18 protein-coding genes and 1 tRNA gene are annotated in these 20,834 nt (G+C 63.4%); 12 read left to right on the forward strand and 7 right to left on the reverse strand.

Going from position 1 to position 20,834, the window contains the following annotated elements; translation table 11 throughout:
• Positions 1 to 75 precede the first annotated feature (75 nt).
• Together ACN9MO_RS14375 and ACN9MO_RS14380 are read left to right on the forward strand one after the other, a co-directional pair.
• Positions 76 to 3,132: an aminotransferase class III-fold pyridoxal phosphate-dependent enzyme gene (locus ACN9MO_RS14375; protein WP_113132293.1), complete on the forward strand. Its 3,057-nt coding sequence runs from the start codon at positions 76 to 78 to the stop codon at positions 3,130 to 3,132.
• Positions 3,133 to 3,239: 107 nt separating this feature from the next.
• Complete coding sequence (locus ACN9MO_RS14380) at positions 3,240 to 4,250, forward strand: amino acid ABC transporter substrate-binding protein (protein ID WP_057254731.1); 1,011 nt, start codon at positions 3,240 to 3,242, stop codon at positions 4,248 to 4,250.
• 118 nt (positions 4,251 to 4,368) lie between these two features.
• Here the strand turns inward: ACN9MO_RS14380 and ACN9MO_RS14385 are convergent, their stop codons facing one another.
• Both ACN9MO_RS14385 and hutC read right to left on the reverse strand, forming a co-directional pair.
• Complete coding sequence (locus ACN9MO_RS14385; RefSeq protein WP_057254730.1) at positions 4,369 to 7,293, reverse strand: aminotransferase; 2,925 nt, start codon at positions 7,291 to 7,293, stop codon at positions 4,369 to 4,371.
• Between the two features lie 115 nt (positions 7,294 to 7,408).
• The gene (hutC, locus tag ACN9MO_RS14390; protein ID WP_057254729.1) at positions 7,409 to 8,152 is read right to left on the reverse strand and encodes a histidine utilization repressor; all 744 of its coding nucleotides are present in this window, start codon (positions 8,150 to 8,152) and stop codon (positions 7,409 to 7,411) included.
• A 138-nt stretch (positions 8,153 to 8,290) separates the two neighbouring features.
• Here hutC and hutF point away from each other — a divergent pair, with 138 nt between their 5' ends.
• From hutF to ACN9MO_RS14420, 6 genes are all read left to right on the forward strand, one after another.
• Positions 8,291 to 9,667, forward strand: a complete 1,377-nt coding sequence (hutF, locus tag ACN9MO_RS14395; RefSeq protein ID WP_057254728.1) for a formimidoylglutamate deiminase — start codon at positions 8,291 to 8,293, stop codon at positions 9,665 to 9,667.
• Positions 9,668 to 9,702: 35 nt separating this feature from the next.
• The gene (locus ACN9MO_RS14400; RefSeq protein WP_057254727.1) at positions 9,703 to 10,737 is read left to right on the forward strand and encodes an ABC transporter substrate-binding protein; all 1,035 of its coding nucleotides are present in this window, start codon (positions 9,703 to 9,705) and stop codon (positions 10,735 to 10,737) included.
• Between the two features lie 141 nt (positions 10,738 to 10,878).
• The gene (locus ACN9MO_RS14405) at positions 10,879 to 11,736 is read left to right on the forward strand and encodes an ABC transporter permease (RefSeq protein ID WP_057254726.1); all 858 of its coding nucleotides are present in this window, start codon (positions 10,879 to 10,881) and stop codon (positions 11,734 to 11,736) included.
• Entirely contained in the window at positions 11,729 to 12,556 is an 828-nt protein-coding gene (locus ACN9MO_RS14410; RefSeq protein ID WP_093233927.1) for a quaternary amine ABC transporter ATP-binding protein, read from the forward strand. Before ACN9MO_RS14405 ends, ACN9MO_RS14410 begins: the two co-directional genes overlap by 8 nt.
• Positions 12,549 to 14,030 (forward strand): HAL/PAL/TAL family ammonia-lyase, encoded by a 1,482-nt coding sequence (locus ACN9MO_RS14415; protein ID WP_057254724.1) that lies wholly within the window; start codon positions 12,549 to 12,551, stop codon positions 14,028 to 14,030. Before ACN9MO_RS14410 ends, ACN9MO_RS14415 begins: the two co-directional genes overlap by 8 nt.
• The gene (locus ACN9MO_RS14420) at positions 14,027 to 14,608 is read left to right on the forward strand and encodes a HutD/Ves family protein (RefSeq protein WP_057254723.1); all 582 of its coding nucleotides are present in this window, start codon (positions 14,027 to 14,029) and stop codon (positions 14,606 to 14,608) included. Before ACN9MO_RS14415 ends, ACN9MO_RS14420 begins: the two co-directional genes overlap by 4 nt.
• A 21-nt stretch (positions 14,609 to 14,629) precedes the next feature.
• On the opposite strand, the gene ACN9MO_RS14425 is transcribed toward ACN9MO_RS14420, so the two are convergent.
• Positions 14,630 to 15,070, reverse strand: coding sequence for an acetyltransferase (locus ACN9MO_RS14425; protein ID WP_057254722.1), 441 nt, complete (start codon positions 15,068 to 15,070; stop codon positions 14,630 to 14,632).
• Positions 15,071 to 15,385: 315 nt separating this feature from the next.
• On the opposite strand from ACN9MO_RS14425, the gene ACN9MO_RS14430 reads away from it, so the two are divergent.
• Complete coding sequence (locus tag ACN9MO_RS14430; RefSeq protein WP_156414732.1) at positions 15,386 to 15,544, forward strand: hypothetical protein; 159 nt, start codon at positions 15,386 to 15,388, stop codon at positions 15,542 to 15,544.
• A gap of 233 nt (positions 15,545 to 15,777) precedes the next feature.
• Positions 15,778 to 16,143, forward strand: coding sequence for a hypothetical protein (locus tag ACN9MO_RS14435; protein ID WP_112997132.1), 366 nt, complete (start codon positions 15,778 to 15,780; stop codon positions 16,141 to 16,143).
• 210 nt (positions 16,144 to 16,353) lie between these two features.
• On the opposite strand, the gene ACN9MO_RS14440 is transcribed toward ACN9MO_RS14435, so the two are convergent.
• The 3 genes from ACN9MO_RS14440 to ACN9MO_RS14450 form a co-directional block, all read right to left on the reverse strand.
• Positions 16,354 to 16,430, reverse strand: a tRNA-Met gene (locus ACN9MO_RS14440).
• Between the two features lie 135 nt (positions 16,431 to 16,565).
• Complete coding sequence (gene mnmA / locus ACN9MO_RS14445; RefSeq protein ID WP_057254720.1) at positions 16,566 to 17,795, reverse strand: tRNA 2-thiouridine(34) synthase MnmA; 1,230 nt, start codon at positions 17,793 to 17,795, stop codon at positions 16,566 to 16,568.
• Between the two features lie 319 nt (positions 17,796 to 18,114).
• Positions 18,115 to 18,864 carry a helix-turn-helix transcriptional regulator gene (locus ACN9MO_RS14450; protein ID WP_057254719.1) on the reverse strand — a complete coding sequence of 250 codons (750 nt, stop codon included), beginning with the start codon at positions 18,862 to 18,864 and terminating at the stop codon, positions 18,115 to 18,117.
• 480 nt (positions 18,865 to 19,344) lie between these two features.
• Between ACN9MO_RS14450 and ACN9MO_RS14455 the strand changes: the two genes are divergently transcribed.
• Positions 19,345 to 19,620, forward strand: a complete 276-nt coding sequence (locus ACN9MO_RS14455) for a DUF1153 domain-containing protein (RefSeq protein ID WP_003527546.1) — start codon at positions 19,345 to 19,347, stop codon at positions 19,618 to 19,620.
• A 204-nt stretch (positions 19,621 to 19,824) separates the two neighbouring features.
• Entirely contained in the window at positions 19,825 to 20,106 is a 282-nt protein-coding gene (locus ACN9MO_RS14460; RefSeq protein WP_057254718.1) for a GNAT family N-acetyltransferase, read from the forward strand.
• A gap of 301 nt (positions 20,107 to 20,407) precedes the next feature.
• On the opposite strand, the gene ACN9MO_RS14465 is transcribed toward ACN9MO_RS14460, so the two are convergent.
• The gene (locus ACN9MO_RS14465) at positions 20,408 to 20,758 is read right to left on the reverse strand and encodes a flagellar export protein FliJ (protein WP_057254717.1); all 351 of its coding nucleotides are present in this window, start codon (positions 20,756 to 20,758) and stop codon (positions 20,408 to 20,410) included.
• Between the last annotated feature and the right edge of the window lie 76 nt (positions 20,759 to 20,834).

Consider the following 20,834-nt stretch of genomic DNA (forward strand, 5'->3'; position numbering starts at 1 on the left):
GCCGGTGCAACCGGCATATTGCCGGATGCATCACGGCACGGCTCATGTAACTCTCGCCGACAGATGAGGGTCCCCATGAACGATATGCTGACGACGACGCCTGACTTTTCGACCGATGCGGCAGCGGCGCTGCTGAAGGAGCACTATGGCCTCGAAGGCTTGCTCTCGCTGCTTGCCAGCGAACGCGACCAGAACTTCAAGGTCGAGACAAAGGGTGGCGACACCTACATCCTCAAGATCATCAACGGTGCCGAACCCGCAGTCGAAAGCGATTTCCAGACGGCGCTACTCGGCCACGTCGGAGCCCATGCCGTCGATCTGCCGGTGCCGCATATCCGCCCGACGCTTAAAGGCGCGAGCCTCGGTTCGACCACGAGTGCGCGCGGCGTCACCCACAGCCTGCGCCTCGTCAGCTGGGTCGAGGGCCTGCCGCTTGCCGAGACGGGGCGCAGCGACGCAGCACTTCAGTCGCTCGGGCAGATGCTCGGCCGCTTCGACGCATCGCTTAAAGGCTTCATGCATCCGGGGGCGCTGCGCGATCTCGACTGGGACATCCGTCACGCCGGCCGCTCGGCCGACCGGCTGCACCACGTCGCCTCCGCTGAAGACCGCGCTTTGCTCGAGCGGTTCCTCACCCGCTTCGAAAAATCCGTCGCGCCGCGGCTCGCGACCCTTCGCGCCGCCGTCATTCACAACGACGCCAACGACTGGAACGTGCTGGTCGCCAAGGCCGACCACGACCAGATCTCCGGCCTGATCGATTTCGGTGATGCACTGCACGCGCCCGTCATTGCCGAAGTGGCGATCGCCGCCGCCTATGCCGGGCTCGATCATCCCGATCCGATCGGCGCCGCCGCTGCAATCGTCCGCGGCTTCCATCAGGAATATCCGCTGGCGGAAGAAGAGGTCGACCTTCTGTTCGATCTCATCGCCATGCGCCTCGTCACTTCAGTCACCATCTCGGCCTCGCGCCGGGCTCACACCGACGACAACCCCTATCTCGCGATCAGCGAGCGGCCGGCCTGGACGCTGCTGCGCAAGCTCGACCGGATGAACCCGCGTTTCGCCACCGCCATCCTGCGCAAGGCCTGCGGCTTCGAAGCAAGCCCCGGCGCCAGCCGCGTCACCACCTGGATCAACGCCAACCGCAAGACGTTGAAGCCCTTGCTCGCGCGCCCGGCTGCGACCTACCCGGCGGCGCTCGTGCCCTATGGCGACCCCTTACATCCGATGACCGTGAAATCGGCCGGTGAACAGCCGGACGAAGCCCAGGCGATCTGGGAAGTCTATTGCCGCGAGCATGGCGTTGAACTCGGCATCGGTCCCTTCGGCGAGGAGCGCACCGTCTATGCCGGCGAGATGTTCGTCTCGCGCTTCATCGACCACACCCGCCGCACCCGCCATCTCGGCCTCGACCTGTTCATGGCCGCCGGCACCAAACTCTATACCCCCCTTGCCGCCACCGTCGTCAGCGTCGAGATCGAAGAAGATCCGCTGGGCTATGGCTGCCTGATCGCGCTTCGCCACGAGCCCGACGGCTGCCCGCCCTTCGTCACACTCTGGGGTCACCTGGCACATGAAGCGGTGGGACGGATCAGGGCCGGCGACCAGCTTGAGGCCGGGGCGCTCGTCGGCGAAATGGGGGCTCCAAAGGAAAACGGCGGCTGGGCGCCGCATCTGCATCTGCAGCTTTCGACCGACACCAGCCTGACCGCGACCGAGATCCTCGGCGTCGGCGAGCCGCAGTTTCTCGACGTCTGGGCCGAACTGTTTCCGGATGCCCGCACCTTTGCCGGCATCGCGGAAGAGTTCTACGAGAAGAAGGGCCGCTCGCACGAAGAGATCGTCAGGCGGCGCAAGGAACTGCTGCTGCCGAACCTCTCGATCTCCTACGACAAGCCGATCAAGTTCGTGCGCGGCGAAGGCGTCTGGCTGATCGACGACAGCGGCCGCGCCTATCTCGACTGCTTCAACAATGTCTGCCACATCGGCCACGCCCATCCGGCGGTGGTCGAGGCGATGGCGAAGCAGGCGGCGATCCTCAACACCAATACGCGCTACCTGCACGACAACATCGTCGCCTATGCCGAGCGGCTCACCGCGACGCTGCCGAAAGAGTTGACGGTTGCCGGCTTCGTAAACAGCGGCTCGGAGGCGAACAGCCTGGCCCTGCGGCTGATGCGCGCCCATACCGGCCGCGAGAACGCGATCACGCTCGACTGGTCCTATCACGGCACGACACAGGAACTGATCGACATCAGCCCCTACAAGTCCCGCCGCAAGGGCGGCAAGGGTCCGAAGCCGCATGTCCATGTGGCGACCATTCCCGACAGCTACCATGCACCCGCCGACTGGCCGGTCGAGGAACACGGCAAACGTTTTGCCGAAAGCGTCGCCGAACTCATCGCGACGATGAAGGCCAAGGGCGAAGGCCCGGGCTTCTTCATTGCGGAATCGATCCCGAGTGTCGCCGGCCAGGTGTTCCTGCCTGAAGGTTATCTGAAGGAAGTCTATCGGCTCGTGCGCGAGGCGGGCGGCGTCTGCATTGCCGACGAGGTGCAGGTCGGTTTCGGCCGCGTCGGCAGCCATTGGTGGGCCTTCGAGATGCAAGGGGTCGTGCCCGATATCGTCACCATGGGCAAGCCGATCGGCGACGGTCATCCGCTGGCGGCGGTCGTGACGACCCGCGAAGTCACCGACAGCTTCAACAACGGCATGGAGTATTTCAACACCTTCGGCGGCAACCCGGTCTCCTGCGCCGTCGGTCTCGCGGTGCTCGACGTGATCGAGGGTCGGGATCTGCGCGGCAACGCCCTTTCGATCGGCAACTATCTGATCGACGCCTTCCGCGCCATGCAGGCCCGCTACGAGGTGATCGGCGACGTGCGCGGCATGGGCCTGTTCCTCGGTATCGAGCTTGTGACCGATCGCAAGACCAAGGCACCGGCGACCGAGTTTGCCCGGGCCGTTTCCAACGGTGCGCGCCGCCGGGGCGTGCTGATGGGCACCGAAGGTCCGCATGACAACATCCTGAAAATGCGCCCGCCGATGATCTTCTCGAAACGCGATGCCGATCATTTGATCGCCGTGCTCGAAGAGACTTTCGCAGACGTATCGAAAACGTTCGGCTAAGGCCGGGCGCAATACCGCCGAAACCAGAACCAATCGGCCGGGATGCGACGCGCATCCCGGCGGCGAAGACGCATGCCCTAAAACATGAAAAAGAGGAGAACAGGACAATGAAACTTGAAGTTCTAGCACTGGCGAGCGCGGCGTTTCTCGCCGGCACCGCCGCCAACGCCGGCATGCTCGATGTTATCAAGGAGCGCGGCGAACTTCGCTGCGGCGTCAGCCAGGGCGTGCTCGGCTTTTCCGCCCCCAACGACAAGGGTGAATGGACCGGCTTCGACATCGATTTCTGCCGCGCAGTCGCAGCCGTTGCCCTCGGCAATCCCGACAAGGTGAAATACGTACCGCTCTCGACCAAGGAGCGCTTCACCGCCCTGCAGTCGGGCGAGGCCGATCTCCTCTCGCGCCAAACCACCTGGACCCTGTCGCGTGACACCGATCTCGGCATGAGCTTCGTCGGCGTCAACTACTATGACGGCCAGGCCTTCATGGTGCGCAACGATCTCGGCGTGAAGAGCGTCAAGGAACTCTCGGGCGCCTCCGTCTGCACCGAGACCGGCACCACGACCGAGCAGAACATGGCCGACTATTTCGGCGCCAACAACATCCAGTACCAGGTGGTCGCCTTCGAAAAGGCCGACCAGACGATCCAGGCGTTCAACACCGCACGCTGCGACGTCTATTCGACCGATGCCTCGGCGCTCTACGCCCAGCGCCTGACGCTCAACGATCCGGATCGTTTCGTCGTGCTGCCAGAAGTGATCTCCAAGGAGCCGCTCGGCCCGGCCGTCCGCCAGGGCGACGATCAGTGGTTCAAGATCGTGCGCTGGACACTGTTTGCGCTGACCGAGGCCGAAGAACTCGGCATCACCAAGGACAATGCCGCCAAGCTTCTCGAAAGCGGCACGACCGGCCAGAAGCGTTTCCTCGGCATCGAAAACGAAGCCGGCAAGTCGCTCGGCCTTGATCCGAAGTGGGCCTATCAGGCGGTCTCCGCCGTCGGCAACTATGGCGAGGTCTTCGAGCGCCACCTCGGCAAGGACAGCCCGCTGAAGATCGAGCGCGGCCTCAACAAACTCTGGAGCCAGGGCGGCCTGATGTACGCCCCGCCGGCACGCTGATCCCCCCAGCAATTCCGGCAAAGGTCTCCGTTCGGAATTGCTCGACCAAGGAAAAGCGCCAACGAAAACGCCGCGGCCCTCCCCGCGGCGTTTTCGTTTTGAGAAGGTGCCAGCCAGCCTACCAGCCTTCCTCCAGCACCCGCGCCAGCATGTCAGCGAAAAAGTCGGCGCTCTCCCGGCTCAGGCAGAGCGGCGGCTTGATCTTCAGCACGTTCAGGTGATCGCCCGTCGGCTGCATGATGACGCCGAGATCGAGCAGGCGGTCGCAGATCGCCACCGTCTCCTCCGTCGCCGGCAACAGGCTCTCCCGGTCGCGCACGAATTCGACGCCGAGATAGAGCCCCATGCCGTGCACCGCGCCGATCAGCGGAAAGCGTTCACCCAGCGCTTCGAGCCGCGCCTTCAGATAACCGCCGACGACACGCGCATTCTCCGGCAATCGTTCTTCCGTCAGGATATCGAGCACGGTCTGGCCGACGACCGAGCTGACGGGACTGCCGCCGGCGGATGAGAAGAAATACCCTTCCTTCTCCAGCGCGTCGGCAATCTCGCGCCGCGTGATGACGGCGCCGAGCGGGTGGCCGTTGCCCATACCCTTGGCGACGGTGATGATGTCAGGCACGACACCCTGCTCTTCGAAGCCCCAGAAATAGTCGCCGAGACGGCCATAACCGACCTGCACCTCGTCGGCGATGCAGACACCGCCGCGCGACCGCACCATGGCATAGACTGCGTCGAGATAGCCCTTCGGCAGGGGAATGCCGCCGGCATTGCCGTAGACTGGTTCGCAAATGAATCCGGCAAGCTTCTCGTCCGCGGCGTCCAGTTCGGTAAGCTTCTTGACGACGGAGCGGACATAGCTGTCCGCCGTATCGGCGCCACGGAACTCGCCGCGATAGGTGTTGGGCGCCGGCACCGGATGCACCCAGCCAGGGCGGGTCTCCAGCGCCTGCGGATTGTCGGCGATCGAGGTGGAGATCGCGTCACTGGCGACGGTCCAGCCATGATAGGCTTCGAGCAGGGTCACGACATTACGCGCACCGGAATAGGCCCAGGCGAGCCTGAGCGCCAGGTCGTTCGCCTCCGAGCCGCTATTGACCAGGAACACCGTGTCGAGCCCGTCAGGCGCAAGCGCCGCCAGCCGCGTCGAGAACTCGGCGACGGAGGCATAGTGGAAGCGCGAATTGGTGTTGAGCAGCGACCATTGCCGCCCGACGGCGGACGCCAGTCGGGGGTGCCCGTGGCCGAGGATGGTCACGTTGTTGACCATGTCGAGATAGCTGCGGCCCTCGACATCGAACAGATATTCCTTCCAGCCGCGCTCGATCTGCGGCGGGTGCTTGTAGTAGTTCTTCTGCGGCTTGGCGAAGTGCTGCTGTCGTCGGCTTAGCAACGCTTCGCTGTGCAGTTCCGGCGCATCGCATTCGAAGCCGAGGACGCCGGCCGGTGACGGGCACAGATGCTTCCAGGCCTCTGCCTGATGCGGCATGGCAAAGAGCGGCGGAACGAGGCCATGCTCGCGGCAAAGCTGGACGCGGATCAGGCCATAGGACTGCTGTTCGCCGGAGACGACGCCCAGCACCGCGCCGGCGGCGGCCGTCTCCTCAAGATCGCCGCTGACTTCCACCCCTTCAAGGAAAAGACTCCCCTCGGCTCCCTCCAGAACCAGCAGCCCGTCCTGCCGGATGACGCGCCCCGCAAACGGGGCAACGATCTCGCGGCCCGCTTCCAGGCAGATGTCGACATGCAGCGCCAGCGTCGCGTCGGGCTTCGGCGAACGCAGTTGCGTCTCGGTCATCCGGTACTCGCCGTAGCGCGTGGTCGCGACACCGATCGCGTGCGCCGCGTGCTGCAACAGCGAAATCGGCAGCCCCTGGTGCTGCCAGCGCTCCTCCGGCAACAGCGGGCTCAGGATCGACAGGTCGATCTGGCGCACGTCGGTCGGCCCGAGCCCCTGGATCAGGCTCTCCCCGGTCACCGGCTGCGATGCCGGCGCAAGCCCCGCCGCCGCCAGGATGGCGTGCTCCATCAGCGCCGAAGGGACCGAAGTCGCCACGTCGAAGATCTCCCGCTCATGCGCGGCATTGCCCTCGACGTAAGTGTTGTCAGGTTCGCGCGAAAGCTGGTGCTCTGAGCTTGCGACCAGCACGGCGGCGCGGGCGACGATCAGCGGCCAGAGCGCCTTCAGCTCCACCTCGGTCAGCGGGCACGCGGCGTGAAACGCCATGACCGCCGGCAGGATGAACCAGGGGTCGCCGTCAGCATGATGCAGCAAAGAGGCGCAGGTCACGGCAAGCTCGGCGACCAGCCACCCCTTGAGGATATCGCCGAAATCGATGACTCCGTCAGGGATCGGCCGGCCGGATGCATCGGGCTGGCTCACCACATTGTCGTCTGTGACATCATGATGGATCGCCTGGATGCGCAGTTCCGCCGTGATGGGCTGCAGACGCCGCATGGCTCCGACCATGATCTCGGCGATCCGCTTCTTGCGCTGCTGGTCCGGCATGTCGGCGAGAAGATGAAGCACGACGGGACCGGCGCGGCGCAGGTCCCATTGCAGTTCCCGTTCAAGCCCGGGATGTTCGAAGTCCTGCAGCGCCGCGGCCAGCCGCCCGGCCAGCGCGCCGAGCGCGGAAACGGCTTCACGCGAGAGATGCTTGCGCCGGGTCAGCGGCTCGCCATCGAGAAAATTCAGCAGGCGAATCCGGTAGTCCTGGTCGCGGACGGCAACGCTCTCGATCGCCTCGCCCTTGAGCGAGGGCACCACTTCCGCAACACGCGCCAAAGTCAGACGCTCGGAAAGATGCCGCAAGGCCGCATTCTGGGCCTCCAGTTCGAGCGCCCCATATTCCGCGCGGCAGATCTTCAGCACATAGCGTCGCTCGCCGGTATCGATGCGATAGTTGCGGTCCTGCTGGCTGCCGAGTTCGCTGATCGTGCCTGAGAGACCGTAGTGCTCCGCCAGCAACGCCTGCGCCTCCTCGGCACTGACATCGGGCCTGGGCAACTCGGTGCGAAGCTTCAGCGCGTCCTCAACCATGGTCTCGTCATCCTCCCACTCGGCGGTCGATCCTCCGAATCGACCGGAATATTGTCGAGATTAGAGCGGGATGAGGAAAAGATGTGCGGTTTTCTGCGGAAGCCCCAATCCCGATCTACTGCGACATGCCCTCAAGGCGATAGCGCGTGCCGGGATAAAGCAGGCGCGCCGTCGTCACATTGGCTGTCTCCGACCAGGTACGGCGCCGGATCATCAGGCATGGTTCGTTGCGGTCGATGCCGAGCAGCTTGCATTCCCACGGCTGCGGCGACACCGCCTCGACGATCTGTTCGGTGCGCGTGATGGGCGCGACCGCAGTCAGATAGGCGTTCGGCGTCATCGTCTGGAAATCCTGCTCCATATAACGTGGGCAGATCGCCGGATTGACGAAACGATCTTCGATCTGGATCGGCAGCCCGTTTTCCGAATGCACCATGATCGAATGGAAGACGCGCGCACCGGTCACGAGCCCGAGCGCATAGCCAATGTCCGACGGCGCGACCTCTTCCTGCATCAGCGTCATGCGCGAGGTGTGCGCGTGGCCGCGCTCGCGGATTTCGTCGGCGATATTGCGCACTTCAAGCAGCGCGGTACTGCCCTTGTGAGCCGCAACGAACGACCCTACGCCCTGAACACGGGTGATCGCGCCCTCGCTTGCCAACTCTCGAAGCGCCCGGTTGGCGGTCATGCGGCTGACGCGGAGATCGGCGACGATCTCGTTTTCCGAGGGAATGCGATGGTGAGCCGGCCACTCGCCGCTCTCGATGCGGCTGCGGATGAACTGCTTGACCGCTTCGTAGCGCGGCACCGGTCCGTCTTCGAATGCGGTCATTTCGTTCCTTCTTCCAAGCGCTGTCATCAACTCAAACCCCGCCTTTCCAGGATGCCGAACAAATCATGCGTATTCGACAATGATTCTTTTCGTTCATTTCGCGCTTGCGCGCCACCGTAAAATATCTATAGTTCCATATACAACTACGTACAGGAAAATCGCACCATGGCAACTTTTCCCGTCAACCGGCTCTTCGCCGACCATGCGCTTCTGCCGACAGGCTGGGCGCAGAATGTCGCCATTGCGCTTGACGCATCAGGCGGGATCGTCTCCATCGAGATCGATCAGTCGATCGCCGATGGCGACGAACGCGTCGCTGGTCCGCTGGTTCCCGCCGTCGCCAACCTGCATTCCCACGCCTTCCAGCGCGCCATGGCGGGCCTCGCCGAGGTCGCCGGCAGCGGCGACGACAGCTTCTGGACCTGGCGGGAAGAAATGTACCGTACCGTCGGGCTGGTGAACCCTGATGATGTCGAGGCGATCGCCGCCAAGCTCTACATGGAGATGCTGAAGGGCGGCTTCGGCCACGTCGCCGAGTTCCACTACCTGCACCATCAGGCCGACGGCACGCCCTATGCCGATCCGGCCGAGATGTCGCTGCGTATTCTCGCCGCGGCCCGCACGACCGGCATCGGCCTCACCCATCTGCCGGTCTTTTACGCGCACGCCAATTTCGGCGGCGTCGACCCCAATCCCGGCCAGCGGCCGTTCCTGCATGATCCGGATCGTTTCCTGGCCCTGCTCCAGCGCCTTGAGCCTCTTTGCCGCGAGGCCGGCCATACGCTCGGCTACGCCATTCATTCGCTGCGTGCGGCGACGCCCGAAGAAATGCGCACGATCCTCGATGCAGCGCCCGTAAGAGGGCCGATCCATATCCATGTTGCCGAGCAGACCAAGGAAGTCGACGACAGCCTCGCCTGGAGTGGCCGTCGTCCGGTTCAGTGGCTGCTTGACGAAATGCCCGTCAACGAGCGCTGGTGCGCAATCCACGCCACGCATCTGACCGACGACGAACGGCAGCGTCTGGCGCGCTCCGGTGCGGTCGCCGGTCTCTGCCCCGCGACCGAAGCCAATCTCGGCGACGGCATCTTCCCGGCGGTCGACTTCATGGCCGAAGGCGGCATCTTCGGCGTCGGCACCGATAGCCATGTGGCGACCAGCGTCGCCGAGGAACTGCGCCTGCTCGAATACGGCCAGCGCCTGCGCGACCGCCGCCGCAACCGGCTGGCCTCCGGCCCCGGCGCCTCGATCGGCCGGACCATCTTCGACGCTGCCCACAAGGGCGGCGCCCAGGCGGCCGGCCAGAAGACGTCAGGCATCGCTGTCGGCGCACGCGCCGATTTCGTCGTGCTCGACGGCGACAATCCCTACATCGCCGCCGCCAGCGACAACCAGATCCTCGACCGCTGGCTCTTTGCGCTCGGCGGCGAGAGCGTCCGCGACGTCATGGTCGCGGGCGAGTGGAAGATCCGGAACGGACGCCACGACCGGGAGGACGATATCGACCGCGCCTTCGCGCGGGTGCTGATGAAACTGAAATAGTAACAGAAGCCAAAATCAAAACAGGGAACAGCTTAATGTCGATCAGCAAATTGAAACTCACCCTTGCCGCCACCGGCCTCGTGCTCGCGGCTTCCACCGGCAGCGCCAGCGCCTCCTATTGCGGCGACGGCAAGACCGTCATGTTCGCCGGCATCGACTGGGAAAGCGGCGCCTTCATCACCGAAGTGATGAAGACCATTCTTGCCAAGGGCTACGACTGCCAGGTGGATTCGATCCCCGGCAACTCGGTGACGCTGGAACAGGCGACCGCCAACAACGACGTGCAGATCTTCGCCGAGGAATGGCTCGGCCGTTCGGACGTCTGGAACAAGGCCGTGGAAGAAAAGAAGGTCGTCGCCGTCGGCAAGACCTTCGTCGGCGCCAGCGAAGGCTGGTTCGTGCCGGAATACGTGGTCAAGGGCGATGCCTCCCGCAATCTCGAAGCCAAGGCTCCGGACCTGAAGAACGTGTCGCAGCTTTCCGACCCCAAGATCGTCGAGCTCTTCGCCGATCCGGAAGAGCCGACCAAGGGCCGCTTCCTGAATTGCCCATCGGGCTGGACCTGCGAGGGCGTGAGCTCCGCCAAGCTTGAAGCCTACAAGCTCGGCGAGACCTATGTGAACTTCCGTCCGGGCACCGGCACTGCGCTCGATTCCGCCATCACGTCCGCCTATCTCCAGGGCGAGCCGATCCTCTTCTACTACTGGTCGCCGACCGCGATCATGGGCAAGTTCAAGCTCGTCCAGCTCGAAGAGCCGGCCTATAGCGAAGCCTGCTGGAAGGAGCTTTCGAGCGCCAACGGCAAGCGCGATGAGGGCTGCGCCTTCCCGTCGGTCGACGTCTCCTACGGCGTCAACAGCACCTTCGCTCAGGAAGCGCCGGAGATCGTCGCGATCCTCGAAAAGGCGACCTTCCCGCTCGAAGCCGTCAACGGCAGCCTCGCCTACATGGCCGACAACAAGGTCGACGCGACGGCAGCCGCCGCCGAATTCCTGAAGACCAAGGCCGACGTCTGGGGCAAGTGGGTTTCGGACGAAGCCCGCGGCAAGATCGAAGCCAGCCTGAAGTAATCGCGACCCATCGCCAGCTCGGGCTTGTCGCTGCATCCAATGCGCGCGTGAGCTTGAGCTGGCGGTTGGCCACAATACCCGAGGCAAGCGCCGTCGGCGGCTCACCGTGTCCGCTGGCAGCCCGAGCAAGGAACGCGTCCGATGTTTCCGGATTCTCTCAATCTCTCCATTCGCGGACCCGTGAATGATTTCATCCAGGCGCTGGTCAGCGGCTATGGCTGGGTCTTCAAGGCGATCAGCGCCGTCATTCTAAAAGCCGTTCTGTTCATCGAATGGATCCTGCGCGGCCTGCCCTGGTGGGTCGTCATCCTGATTTTCATGGCGCTTGCCTGGCAGAGCTCCAAGCGCTGGACCCTGACGGTGGCCGTCGGTATCCTGCTCTTCTTCGTCGGCGTGCTCGGCCTCTGGGACCTGACGATGCAGACGCTGGCGCTGATGCTGATGGCAACGATCGTCTCGGTCGTCATCGGCGTGCCCATGGGCATTCTCGTCGCCAAGAGCCGGGTGATGCGCAACATCACCCTGCCGGTGCTCGACGTCATGCAGACGATGCCGAGCTTCGTCTACCTGATCCCGGCGCTGATGCTCTTCGGCCTCGGCAAGGTGCCGGCGATCCTCGCCACCATCATCTATGCCGTGCCGCCGCTCATTCGCCTTACCGATCTCGGCATCCGCCAGGTTGACCATGAGGTGGTGGAAGCGGCGACCGCCTTTGGCGGCAGCCCCAACCAGATCCTCTTCGGCGTCGAGCTGCCGCTCGCCACCCCGACGATCATGGCCGGCCTCAACCAGACAATCATGATGGCGCTGTCGATGGTGGTCGTCGCCTCGATGATCGGCGCCCGCGGCCTCGGCGAGCAGGTGCTGAACGGCATTCAGACGCTCGACGTCGGCAAGGGCCTGGAAGCCGGCATCGGCATCGTCATTCTCGCGATCGTACTCGACCGCATCACACAAGGCTTCGGCAAGAGCCAGACGGAGGATCCCCGCAATGGCTGATATCGAGATCCGCAACGTCTACAAGATCTTCGGACAGGACTCCAAGGCCGCGCTCGCCATGGCCAAGGAAGGGCTCAACAAGTCCGAAATCCTCGCCCGCTCCGGCTGCAGCGTCGGCCTCAACAATGTCAGCCTGACGATCGGCGCCGGCAAGATCTTCGTGATCATGGGGCTTTCGGGCTCCGGCAAGTCGACGCTGGTGCGCCACATCAACCGGCTGATCGAACCGACCAGCGGCGAGGTGATGTTCGACGGCAGCAATATCCTGACGCTTGACGCCAAGGCGCTGCGCACCTTCCGCATGCACCGCGTCAGCATGGTGTTCCAGAGTTTTGCGCTGATGCCGCACCGCACCGTGCTGCAGAACGTCGTCTACGGTCAGCGCGTGCGCGGCCTGCCGAAGGCTGAGGCCCGCGACATCGGCATGAAGTGGATCGAGACGGTCGGCCTTGCCGGCTACGACGCCAAGTTCCCGCATCAGCTCTCTGGCGGCATGAAACAGCGCGTTGGTCTTGCCCGGGCGCTCGCCGCCGACACCGACGTGATCCTGATGGACGAGGCCTTCTCGGCCCTCGACCCGCTGATCCGCGCCGACATGCAGGACCAGCTGCTGCAACTGCAGCAGAACCTGTCGAAAACCATCGTCTTCATCACCCACGATCTCGACGAGGCGCTGCGCATCGGTTCGGAAATCGCCATCCTCAAGGACGGACAGGTGGTGCAGGTCGGCACGCCGGACGATATCCTGGAGCGGCCGGCCAACGACTATGTTGCCCGGTTCGTGCAACGCCGACAGGGACGGCCGGAAGCCCATGAGTGAGAGCATAATCCTCGACGCGCCTTTGACCTGGCAGGAAATCGCGGCGGTCGCCAATGGCGCACCGCTCGCGCTTTCCGATGCCGCGCGGCGGCGCATCGTCAATGGGCGCCGCATTGTCGATGCGCTGGTCGAGCGCGGTATCCGCGGTTACGGCATCAACACCGGCGTCGGCGCGCTCTGCGATGTCATCATCGACCGCGAAAACCAGCAAGCGCTCTCGCGCAACATCATCCTCAGCCACGCCTGCGGCGTCGGGGACCCGCTTCCCCGCCCGGAAGCGCGCGCGGTCATGGCGGCCCAGATCGCCAACTTCGCCCACGGCTATTCCGGCGTGCGCGTCGAAACTGTCGAGGCGCTTTTGGGTCTGCTCAACGCCAACCTTATCCCCGCCATCCCCTCGCGCGGTTCGGTCGGTTATCTCACCCATGCAGCCGCAATCGGCCTCGCGCTGATCGGCCACGGAAGCGTCGACGACGGCAAGGGCAAGATCGGCGGTGCAGAAGCCCTCGCCCGCGTCGGCCTCAAGCCATTGCGATTGGAAGCCAAGGAGGGCCTGAGCCTCGTCAACGGCACGCCCTGCGCCACCGGTCTCGCGGCGCTGACGCTTTCCCGTGCCGCCCGCCTGTTCGACTGGGCGGATGCGGCTGCCGCCATGACCTATGAAAACCTCGGCAGCCAGGCCAATGCCTTTGCCGCCGTGCCGCTTGCGCTTCGCCGCTCCAAGGGTCTCGAAGAGGTCGGCGCGTCGCTGCGCACCTATCTTGCCGATAGCCCGATGCTTGCGGAAACCGCAGGCACCCGCACGCAGGACCCCTTGAGCCTTCGCGCCGTGCCGCATGTGCATGGCGCTGCCCGCGATGTGCTGAAGCAGGTTGCCGAAGTCGTCGACCGGGAGCTTGCAAGCCTCACCGACAACCCGGCCGTTTCCGGTACCCCTGAGGCGCCGGAAGTGCATTCGCAGGCCCATGCGGTTGGTGCTGCCCTCGGGCTTGCCATGGACAGCCTGGCGGTCGCGGTCGCCGAAGTCGCCGCCATTTCCGAGCGCCGCATCGACCGGCTCGTCAATCCGCTCGTGAGCCGTCTGCCGGCGTTTCTCGCCGGCGACAGCGGCGTCTCCTCCGGCTTCATGATCGCGCAGTATACGGCTGCCGCTCTTGCCGCCGAAAACCGACGCCTCGCCGCCCCCGCCAGCCTCGATGGCGGCATCACCTCGGCGCTGCAGGAAGACATCCTCACCCATGCGACGCCGGCCGCCTGGAAGGCGCTGTCGATTGCCGACAACCTCGAGACGATCCTCGCGATCGAACTGCTGGCCGCATCCCAGGCCTACGACCTTCAGCCGCGCGGCCGTGCCGCCCGCACCGACGGGCTCTACCGCCGTATCCGCGCGGCGATCCCGACCTATGCCGACGACCGGCCACTGAATGGCGATTTCGCGCGCATGCGCGCACTCATGGAAGAGAGCACGCCATGAAGATTCTGCGCGCGGAGAACTACAAGCGCATGCCGTGGAAGAACGGCGGCGGCGAGACGGTGGAGATCGCCGTCTTCCCGGATAACGCCTCGCTCGCCGATTTCGACTGGCGCGTAAGCATGGCGACTGTGGCCAGCGACGGCCCCTTCTCCAGCTTCCCCGGCATCGACCGCACGCTTTCGATCCTTCAGGGCAAAGGCATGCGGCTGACGATCGAAGGGCGCGAGCCCGCTTTGATGACCGGCGAGACGGCACCACTGCCTTTCCCGGCCGATGTCGCAACATCAGCAACGCTCGTGGACGGTCCGATCGTCGACCTCAACGTCATGACCCGGCGCGGCAAGCTTACGCATACGGTCCAGCGCCTGTCGATCGGCCATCCGCAGACAGTGGACGGCACAACCGACACGACCATCGTCCTTTGCCATGGCGGTGCCGTGCGCTTGGCAGCGGCAGAGGGACAAGCCGACCTCGCAGCAGGCGACACGGCGATCCTCAAAGGCTCAGCCACTGTCACGATCGAGCCGACGACCTCAGCCGTTGTGTTCGTGATCACTATCGACAAGCCGGCCGCCTGATCGGGCGCCGGCTTGCGCCAATCAACCCCGGCGCAAATGCAGCAAGGGATAGGGCCGGCCGGCATCGTCGACCGGCGAACGCCCAATCACTTCGAACCCCAGGCGCTGATAGAACCCGGCCCCAGAGGCATTCTGCTCGTTGACGTCTACCGTCAACACCGGATGCAGCGTCATCGCATGCTCGACGAGCCGCCGGCCGACGCCACTGCTGCGCGCCTCCGCGTGAACGAAGAGCGAGTCGATCTGCGCCCCGCTCATGCCCATGAAGGCGAGCGCCTGATCGTTTTCGTCAGCCGCAATCCAGAACTCGGCTGCCGGCAGATACTGGTCGCGAACCATCCTCTCAATGGCAGCGAAGTCCTCCGGCGTCAGGAAGTCGTGCGTGGCGACCACGGCGCCGCGCCAGATCTCGAAGGTGCGCGGATAATCGTCAGGACGGGAGGGGCGAATGGAAATGGTCATGCAACAATCACTTTGAAAAACGAGGCGCCGATGGGATTGCCGTGCTCAGGCCCGGGCCAAAGCAGCGCACAGGACGCCAGATGGTGAAGATGTCCGGTCCCGAATCCGATCCGGCACGACGCGCGCACTCTAGTTGAGGGCGCCCCGATCGCAAGCCGTTCGGCCAGGTGCGCTTTTCAGGCAACGACGATTAAGTTTCCAGTAACCATATCTCATGTTCCCCGGGGAACAGCGCAGCTGACGCCACACGATAGTCTCTATGTCACGGTTTCTACCGACACACGTCAACAAACGCAGGGCTTGGAGGACACGGACATGATCAAAACCGCTTTCGGCGTCAACGTCACCGTACTGGTCTTCTCGATCACCGTGATCGCCATCATGCACTTCGCCCTGTCCCAATATCGGGCGGCCGAAATCGCCGATATCAACCTGCCTGACTACTCGACCATCACTTCGTCGATCCACTACTAAGGCCCTCGTTCCGGCCGCGAAAGTCAGGCAGCGTGTCGAACTGGCTTTCCTCCGTCTGCACCTCCTTCGAGCAAAACGATCTGTAGGCGCTACCATCGATGATGGCGGCGCCTTTTTGCATCGATCAGCCGCCCCATGAACGGCCGGAGAGATTATGATAGGCAACGCCGATCGAGCGAATCGAACGCTCGAAACAGACGTCTATCAATGTTCCCAAAGGGGCCGAGGCAAATATGGCAGATCCGCAAAACGAGCTGAAGCTCAGCACCTTCAAGCTGCACGAACAGGCGGTCCGCGCATCCGTCGGCGGGAAGCAGCTGGCATTGGACGCACTCGAACTCGGCGGCGAAATCCTCGTCGTCCTGACATGGCTGGGCAACTCCGAGAAGGGCCTGCGCAAGCCGGAATATGTCCTGCCCTTGAGCGCGATCATGCACCAGAAGCTGAGCAACGATTCGGACGCGAAGTACAAATGGACTATCGGTTCACCGCTGCCGCAGTCGCTTTTCGACGGCAGCGCGTCGAGGCAATTCAGAAGGCAGTTCGGTGTCAGAAGCGGGCCGGCACTGACGTTGCCATTGAATCCAACGCGTCATTGAGGGCGGCGTTCCCTCCCTGACAGGGCTCCGTTACATACGAAAACCACTGTATATCGCACCACGTGGCGAATGCCGTGGCCTTGCTTCAACAAGGAGAATAGAAAAGGCGGCAAGCGGCGGCCGCGCCAATCTAGCCCGAAAACTCCGCCACAGGGGGTGCGTTTTCCGCGCTGGGATTACCTATGTCTCAGGTATGGACAATTGGAGAAATGGTAGCGGAGGAGGGATTCGAACCCCCGACACAAGGATTATGATTCCTCTGCTCTAACCTACTGAGCTACTCCGCCGGGTACCGCGTCAGGGCTTCGAAGGAGAAGCCGTCTTGACTGGACGGGCGGCTTATACGGCCCGCTTCCGGGCAGTGTCAAGCCAAGTCTCCGGGAAAATGTGAAGTTTTCACAACAGCCCGGAAATCAAGGGCTTCAGGCGGCCGCAGGCGCCGAAAGAAGCACCTTCAACGCCGCTTCGGCACTCGCTTCGCGCTCCGATTTGCGAATGAAACCGCCGCCATAGACGCGTGCATCCTCGCCGACGCCGGAATAGAGCGCGCAGGCCTGGCCGGGCGCGATGCCGGCTTCGCCTTCGGCGAGCTCCACATAGATGCCCTCCTCGTCCGTCGCCAGCACGGCAGGCGCCGGCTGGCGGGTGGAGCGCACCTTGGCGAAACAGTCAAAGCCGCGCGCAGCCGCCACTTCGACGTCCTCGTCGCCCAGCCAGTTGACGTCGCGCAGATAGACGCGGCGGGTTTCGAGCGCCTCCTTGGGGCCGACGATGACGCGGCGCGAGCGCGCGTCGAGATAGACCACGTAAAGCGGCTCGCCGGTGGCGATGCCGATGCCGCGGCGCTGGCCGATGGTGAAGTGCAGGATACCTTCGTGCGTGCCGAGCACGCGGCCGTCGAGATGAACGATCTCGCCGGAAAGGGCTGCATTCGGCTTCAGCTTGGAGACGATGTCGCTGTATTTGCCCTGCGGCACGAAACAGATGTCCTGGCTGTCGGCCTTCTGGGCGACGACGAGGCCCATCTCCTCGGCGAACTTGCGCGTTTCGGCCTTGGAATAGCCGCCGAGCGGAAAGCGCAGATAGTCGATCTGTTCCTGGGTCGTGGCAAACAGGAAGTAGCTCTGGTCGCGCTCGGCATCGGTCGGCCGGTAAAGCGCCCGCTGGCCGGCATAGCGCGGGCTTGGGCTCGGGCGCGAGCGGATATAGTGGCCGGTCGCCAGCGCATCGGCGCCGAGCTCCTTGGCGGTCGCAAGCAGGTCGGCGAACTTGACCGTCTGGTTGCAGGCAACGCAGGGGATCGGCGTCTCGCCGGCGATATAGCTTTCGGCAAACGGATTGATCACCGTTTCACGGAAGCGCGCTTCGTAGTCGAGCACATAGTGCGGAATGCCGAGGGTTTCGCAGACGCGGCGGGCATCGTCGATGTCCTGGCCGGCGCAGCAAGAGCCGGCGCGGTGCACGGCAGCGCCGTGATCGTAAAGCTGCAGCGTGATGCCGAGAACGTCGTAGCCCTCGCGTTTGAGCAGGCCAGCAACGACGGAACTGTCGACGCCGCCGGACATGGCGACGACGACACGCGTATCTTCGGGCTTGCGGTCAAAATCGAGACTGTTCACGGGATCCAATCCGGCCTTCGGGCGGCAATCCATGCGCCGGCCCTGTTTCACGCTTCATGCGATGCTTGGCCGAGGAACTCTCGGCTCACGGTATGCTCGGCTTCTACAGCGACCCTTGCGCGTCTGATCAGACGCGCAAGGGTCGCTGTAGCACTTTGTTGCTGCATGTTTTTGTCCTTTAATCGGCTACGATTAAAGGAAACATGCGGTAGGCGCCGCGCGTCCAATGAGACGCGCAAAGGTCGCCGCAGCACTTTCATTTCCGCGACATATAGAAACTTGTCCGTCCGGCGGCAAGGCCGGCCGCCATACCCGACAGCACCGCGCGTCCATTGGGACGCGTCATGCCAGCTCAGATCAGCTTCAGCCGCATGGCGCGGGCGATCGCCTGCATGCGGTTGACGGCGTCGAGCTTGCGGGTCGCGCTCTTGAAGTAGCTGCTGACGGTGTAGGTCGAGATGCCCAAGATGATGGCGATCTCGTCGCTGCTTTTGCCCGCAGCCGCCCAGCGCAGGCATTCCACCTCGCGGCTCGAGAGCTTCTCGCGCGCCGAATTGCCGGTGTCGAAGGTACGCTCGAGGCATTCGAAAAGCTGGACCAGCGTCAGATAGAGTGTCGCGCATTCGACGCCGACCGGTGCCTCGCGGCGGCCGGACAGCATGGCGATGAAGGGATCACCATTGCTCGTGTGAAGGAGCACGGCGAAATGGCGGGCCATCTCCGGGTGAGCGAGCAGCCGGTGCACCATGGCCTCGTCCACCGGCTTTGCGGCGATATCGAGGAGCTCGGGTCCGCCGGTTACCGGCAGCTTCGTAAACCGCAGCCGCTCGACCAATGTGCTCGACTGGAAGCTTTCGCAGGCGTCGTATTGGCGGACGAGCTCCGACGGCCAGTTGCTGAGCACCAGCCGCTCGGAGAAGCGCTGCTGTTCGGCGAGCGGCATGCGCGCGATCATGAAATGGCCAAAACCATAGCGGGCGATCAGTCGCCGCATGAGATGCAGAAGTTCGTATTCGGTGCGGACGGCAGCCGTATCGACGTCCGAAAAAATATCCGCCGCTTCAGCCTCGCGCAGCAAGGCCGGTTCATTCGATTCCTTCATCTGCGATCACCACATCCCCAGGCGCCACCGCGCCCGGTCGAGAGAATACAAAAAACGCCTCAGATCACCTGAGGCATGAAGTTCACCCCGGCGAACAAATACAGCCGCCGCTACCGGCCTGTCCGCGCAAGAAACGCGTCCGGTTGTGAAAACTATGACGATGCACCAAGAATGATTGCGGGAGCGCGCATACGACGCTCATCCTTATTTCGGCGCCTCGTTACCAAGAATTTTAGTTAAAGTGAAATGTGGTAATTGCATGGCTCCCATGACAATTCCGGGATAATCCAGGCTCTTCTCAAAGCAATTCACAAGCATAGGGCGCGCAGCCCCATGAATTGAGTGGGGCGGGCGGTCGAAATGGCGCCCCGCCGAAGTGTCTCAAATTATGAGTAAATTGTTACTTCCTGCTTAGGCAAATGTTAAATGTGGCAGGCTAAGGTCACGGTCATATGGTCTTGAGTTTGTGTAGAGAGTCCCATGACCGAAATGATGCGACCACGTGTAAAATATGTCATCGGCCCCGATGGCAGCCCTCTGACGATTGCGGATCTGCCGCCGGCGAATACCCGGCGCTGGGTGATACGCCGCAAGGCAGAGGTTGTTGCCGCCGTGCGCGGTGGCCTTTTGAGCCTTGAGGAGGCGTGCGAACGCTATACCCTCACGGTCGAAGAATTCCTGTCCTGGCAGTCCTCGATCAACGATCATGGTCTTGCCGGCCTGCGCACCACTCGCATCCAGCAGTATCGCCACTAGTTCGCCCATTACAGGGCCATAGGTCGAGCGGCGGCTTCGGGTTCCCCGGAGCCGCCGCCGTCGTTTCAGCCTCGCGGTGAAAGGCGGATTGGTGCTGTTTCGGGAACAGTCTGTGTACCGCGGCACGGGTTTGGTGGATTTCGATTTCCGGATTTCTGCGCTAGCTTTCGGACAAGGAAACCCGGTTCGCCAAGGAAGGCTGTCATGGAAATCTTACACGAGGAAACTGGATCGCACGGCCGCTACTCGACCGTTGTCGAGGGGCATACCGGGGAAATGACCTATTCGCGCACGTCGCCGCAATTGATCATCGTCGATCACACCCTTGTTCCGGATGCCTTGCGCGGCAAGGGCGTCGGCCAGGCGCTCGCCAAACACGCTATCGAGGAAGCCCGCAAAGGCGGCTGGAAGATCATTCCGCTCTGCCCTTTCATGAAGGCGCAGACGATGCGGCACCCCGAATGGCAGGATGTCATCCAGGCATGAGACACGGCTGCGCGCCGGCAAGCCTCTCCTGATCTCAACAGACTTGCGCTGATCTCAAAATGAGAAGACCCGCCCGAACGCCAAGGCATCGGGCGGGTCTCTTCGTCTTGTCACGATCGTGCCGGATCGGGTCATGCCAGACGCATGCCCCGACAAGGCTGGAAATATCTGCCCCGAAACGGGCTACCCGCCTGACCAGCGCACAAATTCCCCGGACCGGAATCGACCTGGAGATCAAATCGTCCGCTAGATCAAAGGCTTGCGGTTCGGCTGCGCCCGATCGGGGCGCAAGAGCCGCAGCTTATGCCCGCAGGCGGGTCGATGTGTCCCGCTCTTCGAGGGCCGCCGCCTTCGCGTATTCAGCCTGCACTTCTTCGAGCGCGAGCTCGGCAGCATCCTGCTGCGCCTTCAGTTCGCGAATGGAAACCTGAAGATTGTCGGCTCTCTGACGTGCGGCCTTGGCGAAGGTGGGATAGGCGAAGTGCTGGGGATCGGAGATGCCCGACTTCTTTTCCTCGAAAATAATCTGATTTTCCAGATCCTTGGTCATCCGTTCGAACTCAGCCATCATCATCTGAAGCTGGTTCAGTTGACGCTGCTTCTCGCGGACCTGAAATTCCTTCAGGCGGACAAGGCTCTCACGTGCTTTCATACGCAATACTCCCGTGGATAACGAGACCCCGGTTACTGATTTGCCCGCGAGCCGGCCCGAACGGGGCCGGAAACGA

Origin of the sequence: Ensifer sp. R-19, from assembly GCF_049905105.1 — a bacterium.
GTDB lineage: Bacteria > Pseudomonadota > Alphaproteobacteria > Rhizobiales > Rhizobiaceae > Ensifer.

Coding starts and splice junctions, on each gene's coding strand:
- ACN9MO_RS14375 (WP_113132293.1), top strand. CDS start 76: ATGAACGATATGCTGACGACGACGCCTGACTTTTCGACCGATGCGGCA.
- ACN9MO_RS14380 (WP_057254731.1), top strand. CDS start 3,240: ATGAAACTTGAAGTTCTAGCACTGGCGAGCGCGGCGTTTCTCGCCGGC.
- ACN9MO_RS14385 (WP_057254730.1), bottom strand. CDS start 7,293: ATGGTTGAGGACGCGCTGAAGCTTCGCACCGAGTTGCCCAGGCCCGAT.
- hutC (WP_057254729.1), bottom strand. CDS start 8,152: ATGACAGCGCTTGGAAGAAGGAACGAAATGACCGCATTCGAAGACGGA.
- hutF (WP_057254728.1), top strand. CDS start 8,291: ATGGCAACTTTTCCCGTCAACCGGCTCTTCGCCGACCATGCGCTTCTG.
- ACN9MO_RS14400 (WP_057254727.1), top strand. CDS start 9,703: ATGTCGATCAGCAAATTGAAACTCACCCTTGCCGCCACCGGCCTCGTG.
- ACN9MO_RS14405 (WP_057254726.1), top strand. CDS start 10,879: ATGTTTCCGGATTCTCTCAATCTCTCCATTCGCGGACCCGTGAATGAT.
- ACN9MO_RS14410 (WP_093233927.1), top strand. CDS start 11,729: ATGGCTGATATCGAGATCCGCAACGTCTACAAGATCTTCGGACAGGAC.
- ACN9MO_RS14415 (WP_057254724.1), top strand. CDS start 12,549: ATGAGTGAGAGCATAATCCTCGACGCGCCTTTGACCTGGCAGGAAATC.
- ACN9MO_RS14420 (WP_057254723.1), top strand. CDS start 14,027: ATGAAGATTCTGCGCGCGGAGAACTACAAGCGCATGCCGTGGAAGAAC.
- ACN9MO_RS14425 (WP_057254722.1), bottom strand. CDS start 15,070: ATGACCATTTCCATTCGCCCCTCCCGTCCTGACGATTATCCGCGCACC.
- ACN9MO_RS14430 (WP_156414732.1), top strand. CDS start 15,386: ATGATCAAAACCGCTTTCGGCGTCAACGTCACCGTACTGGTCTTCTCG.
- ACN9MO_RS14435 (WP_112997132.1), top strand. CDS start 15,778: ATGGCAGATCCGCAAAACGAGCTGAAGCTCAGCACCTTCAAGCTGCAC.
- mnmA (WP_057254720.1), bottom strand. CDS start 17,795: ATGGATTGCCGCCCGAAGGCCGGATTGGATCCCGTGAACAGTCTCGAT.
- ACN9MO_RS14450 (WP_057254719.1), bottom strand. CDS start 18,864: ATGAAGGAATCGAATGAACCGGCCTTGCTGCGCGAGGCTGAAGCGGCG.
- ACN9MO_RS14455 (WP_003527546.1), top strand. CDS start 19,345: ATGACCGAAATGATGCGACCACGTGTAAAATATGTCATCGGCCCCGAT.
- ACN9MO_RS14460 (WP_057254718.1), top strand. CDS start 19,825: ATGGAAATCTTACACGAGGAAACTGGATCGCACGGCCGCTACTCGACC.
- ACN9MO_RS14465 (WP_057254717.1), bottom strand. CDS start 20,758: ATGAAAGCACGTGAGAGCCTTGTCCGCCTGAAGGAATTTCAGGTCCGC.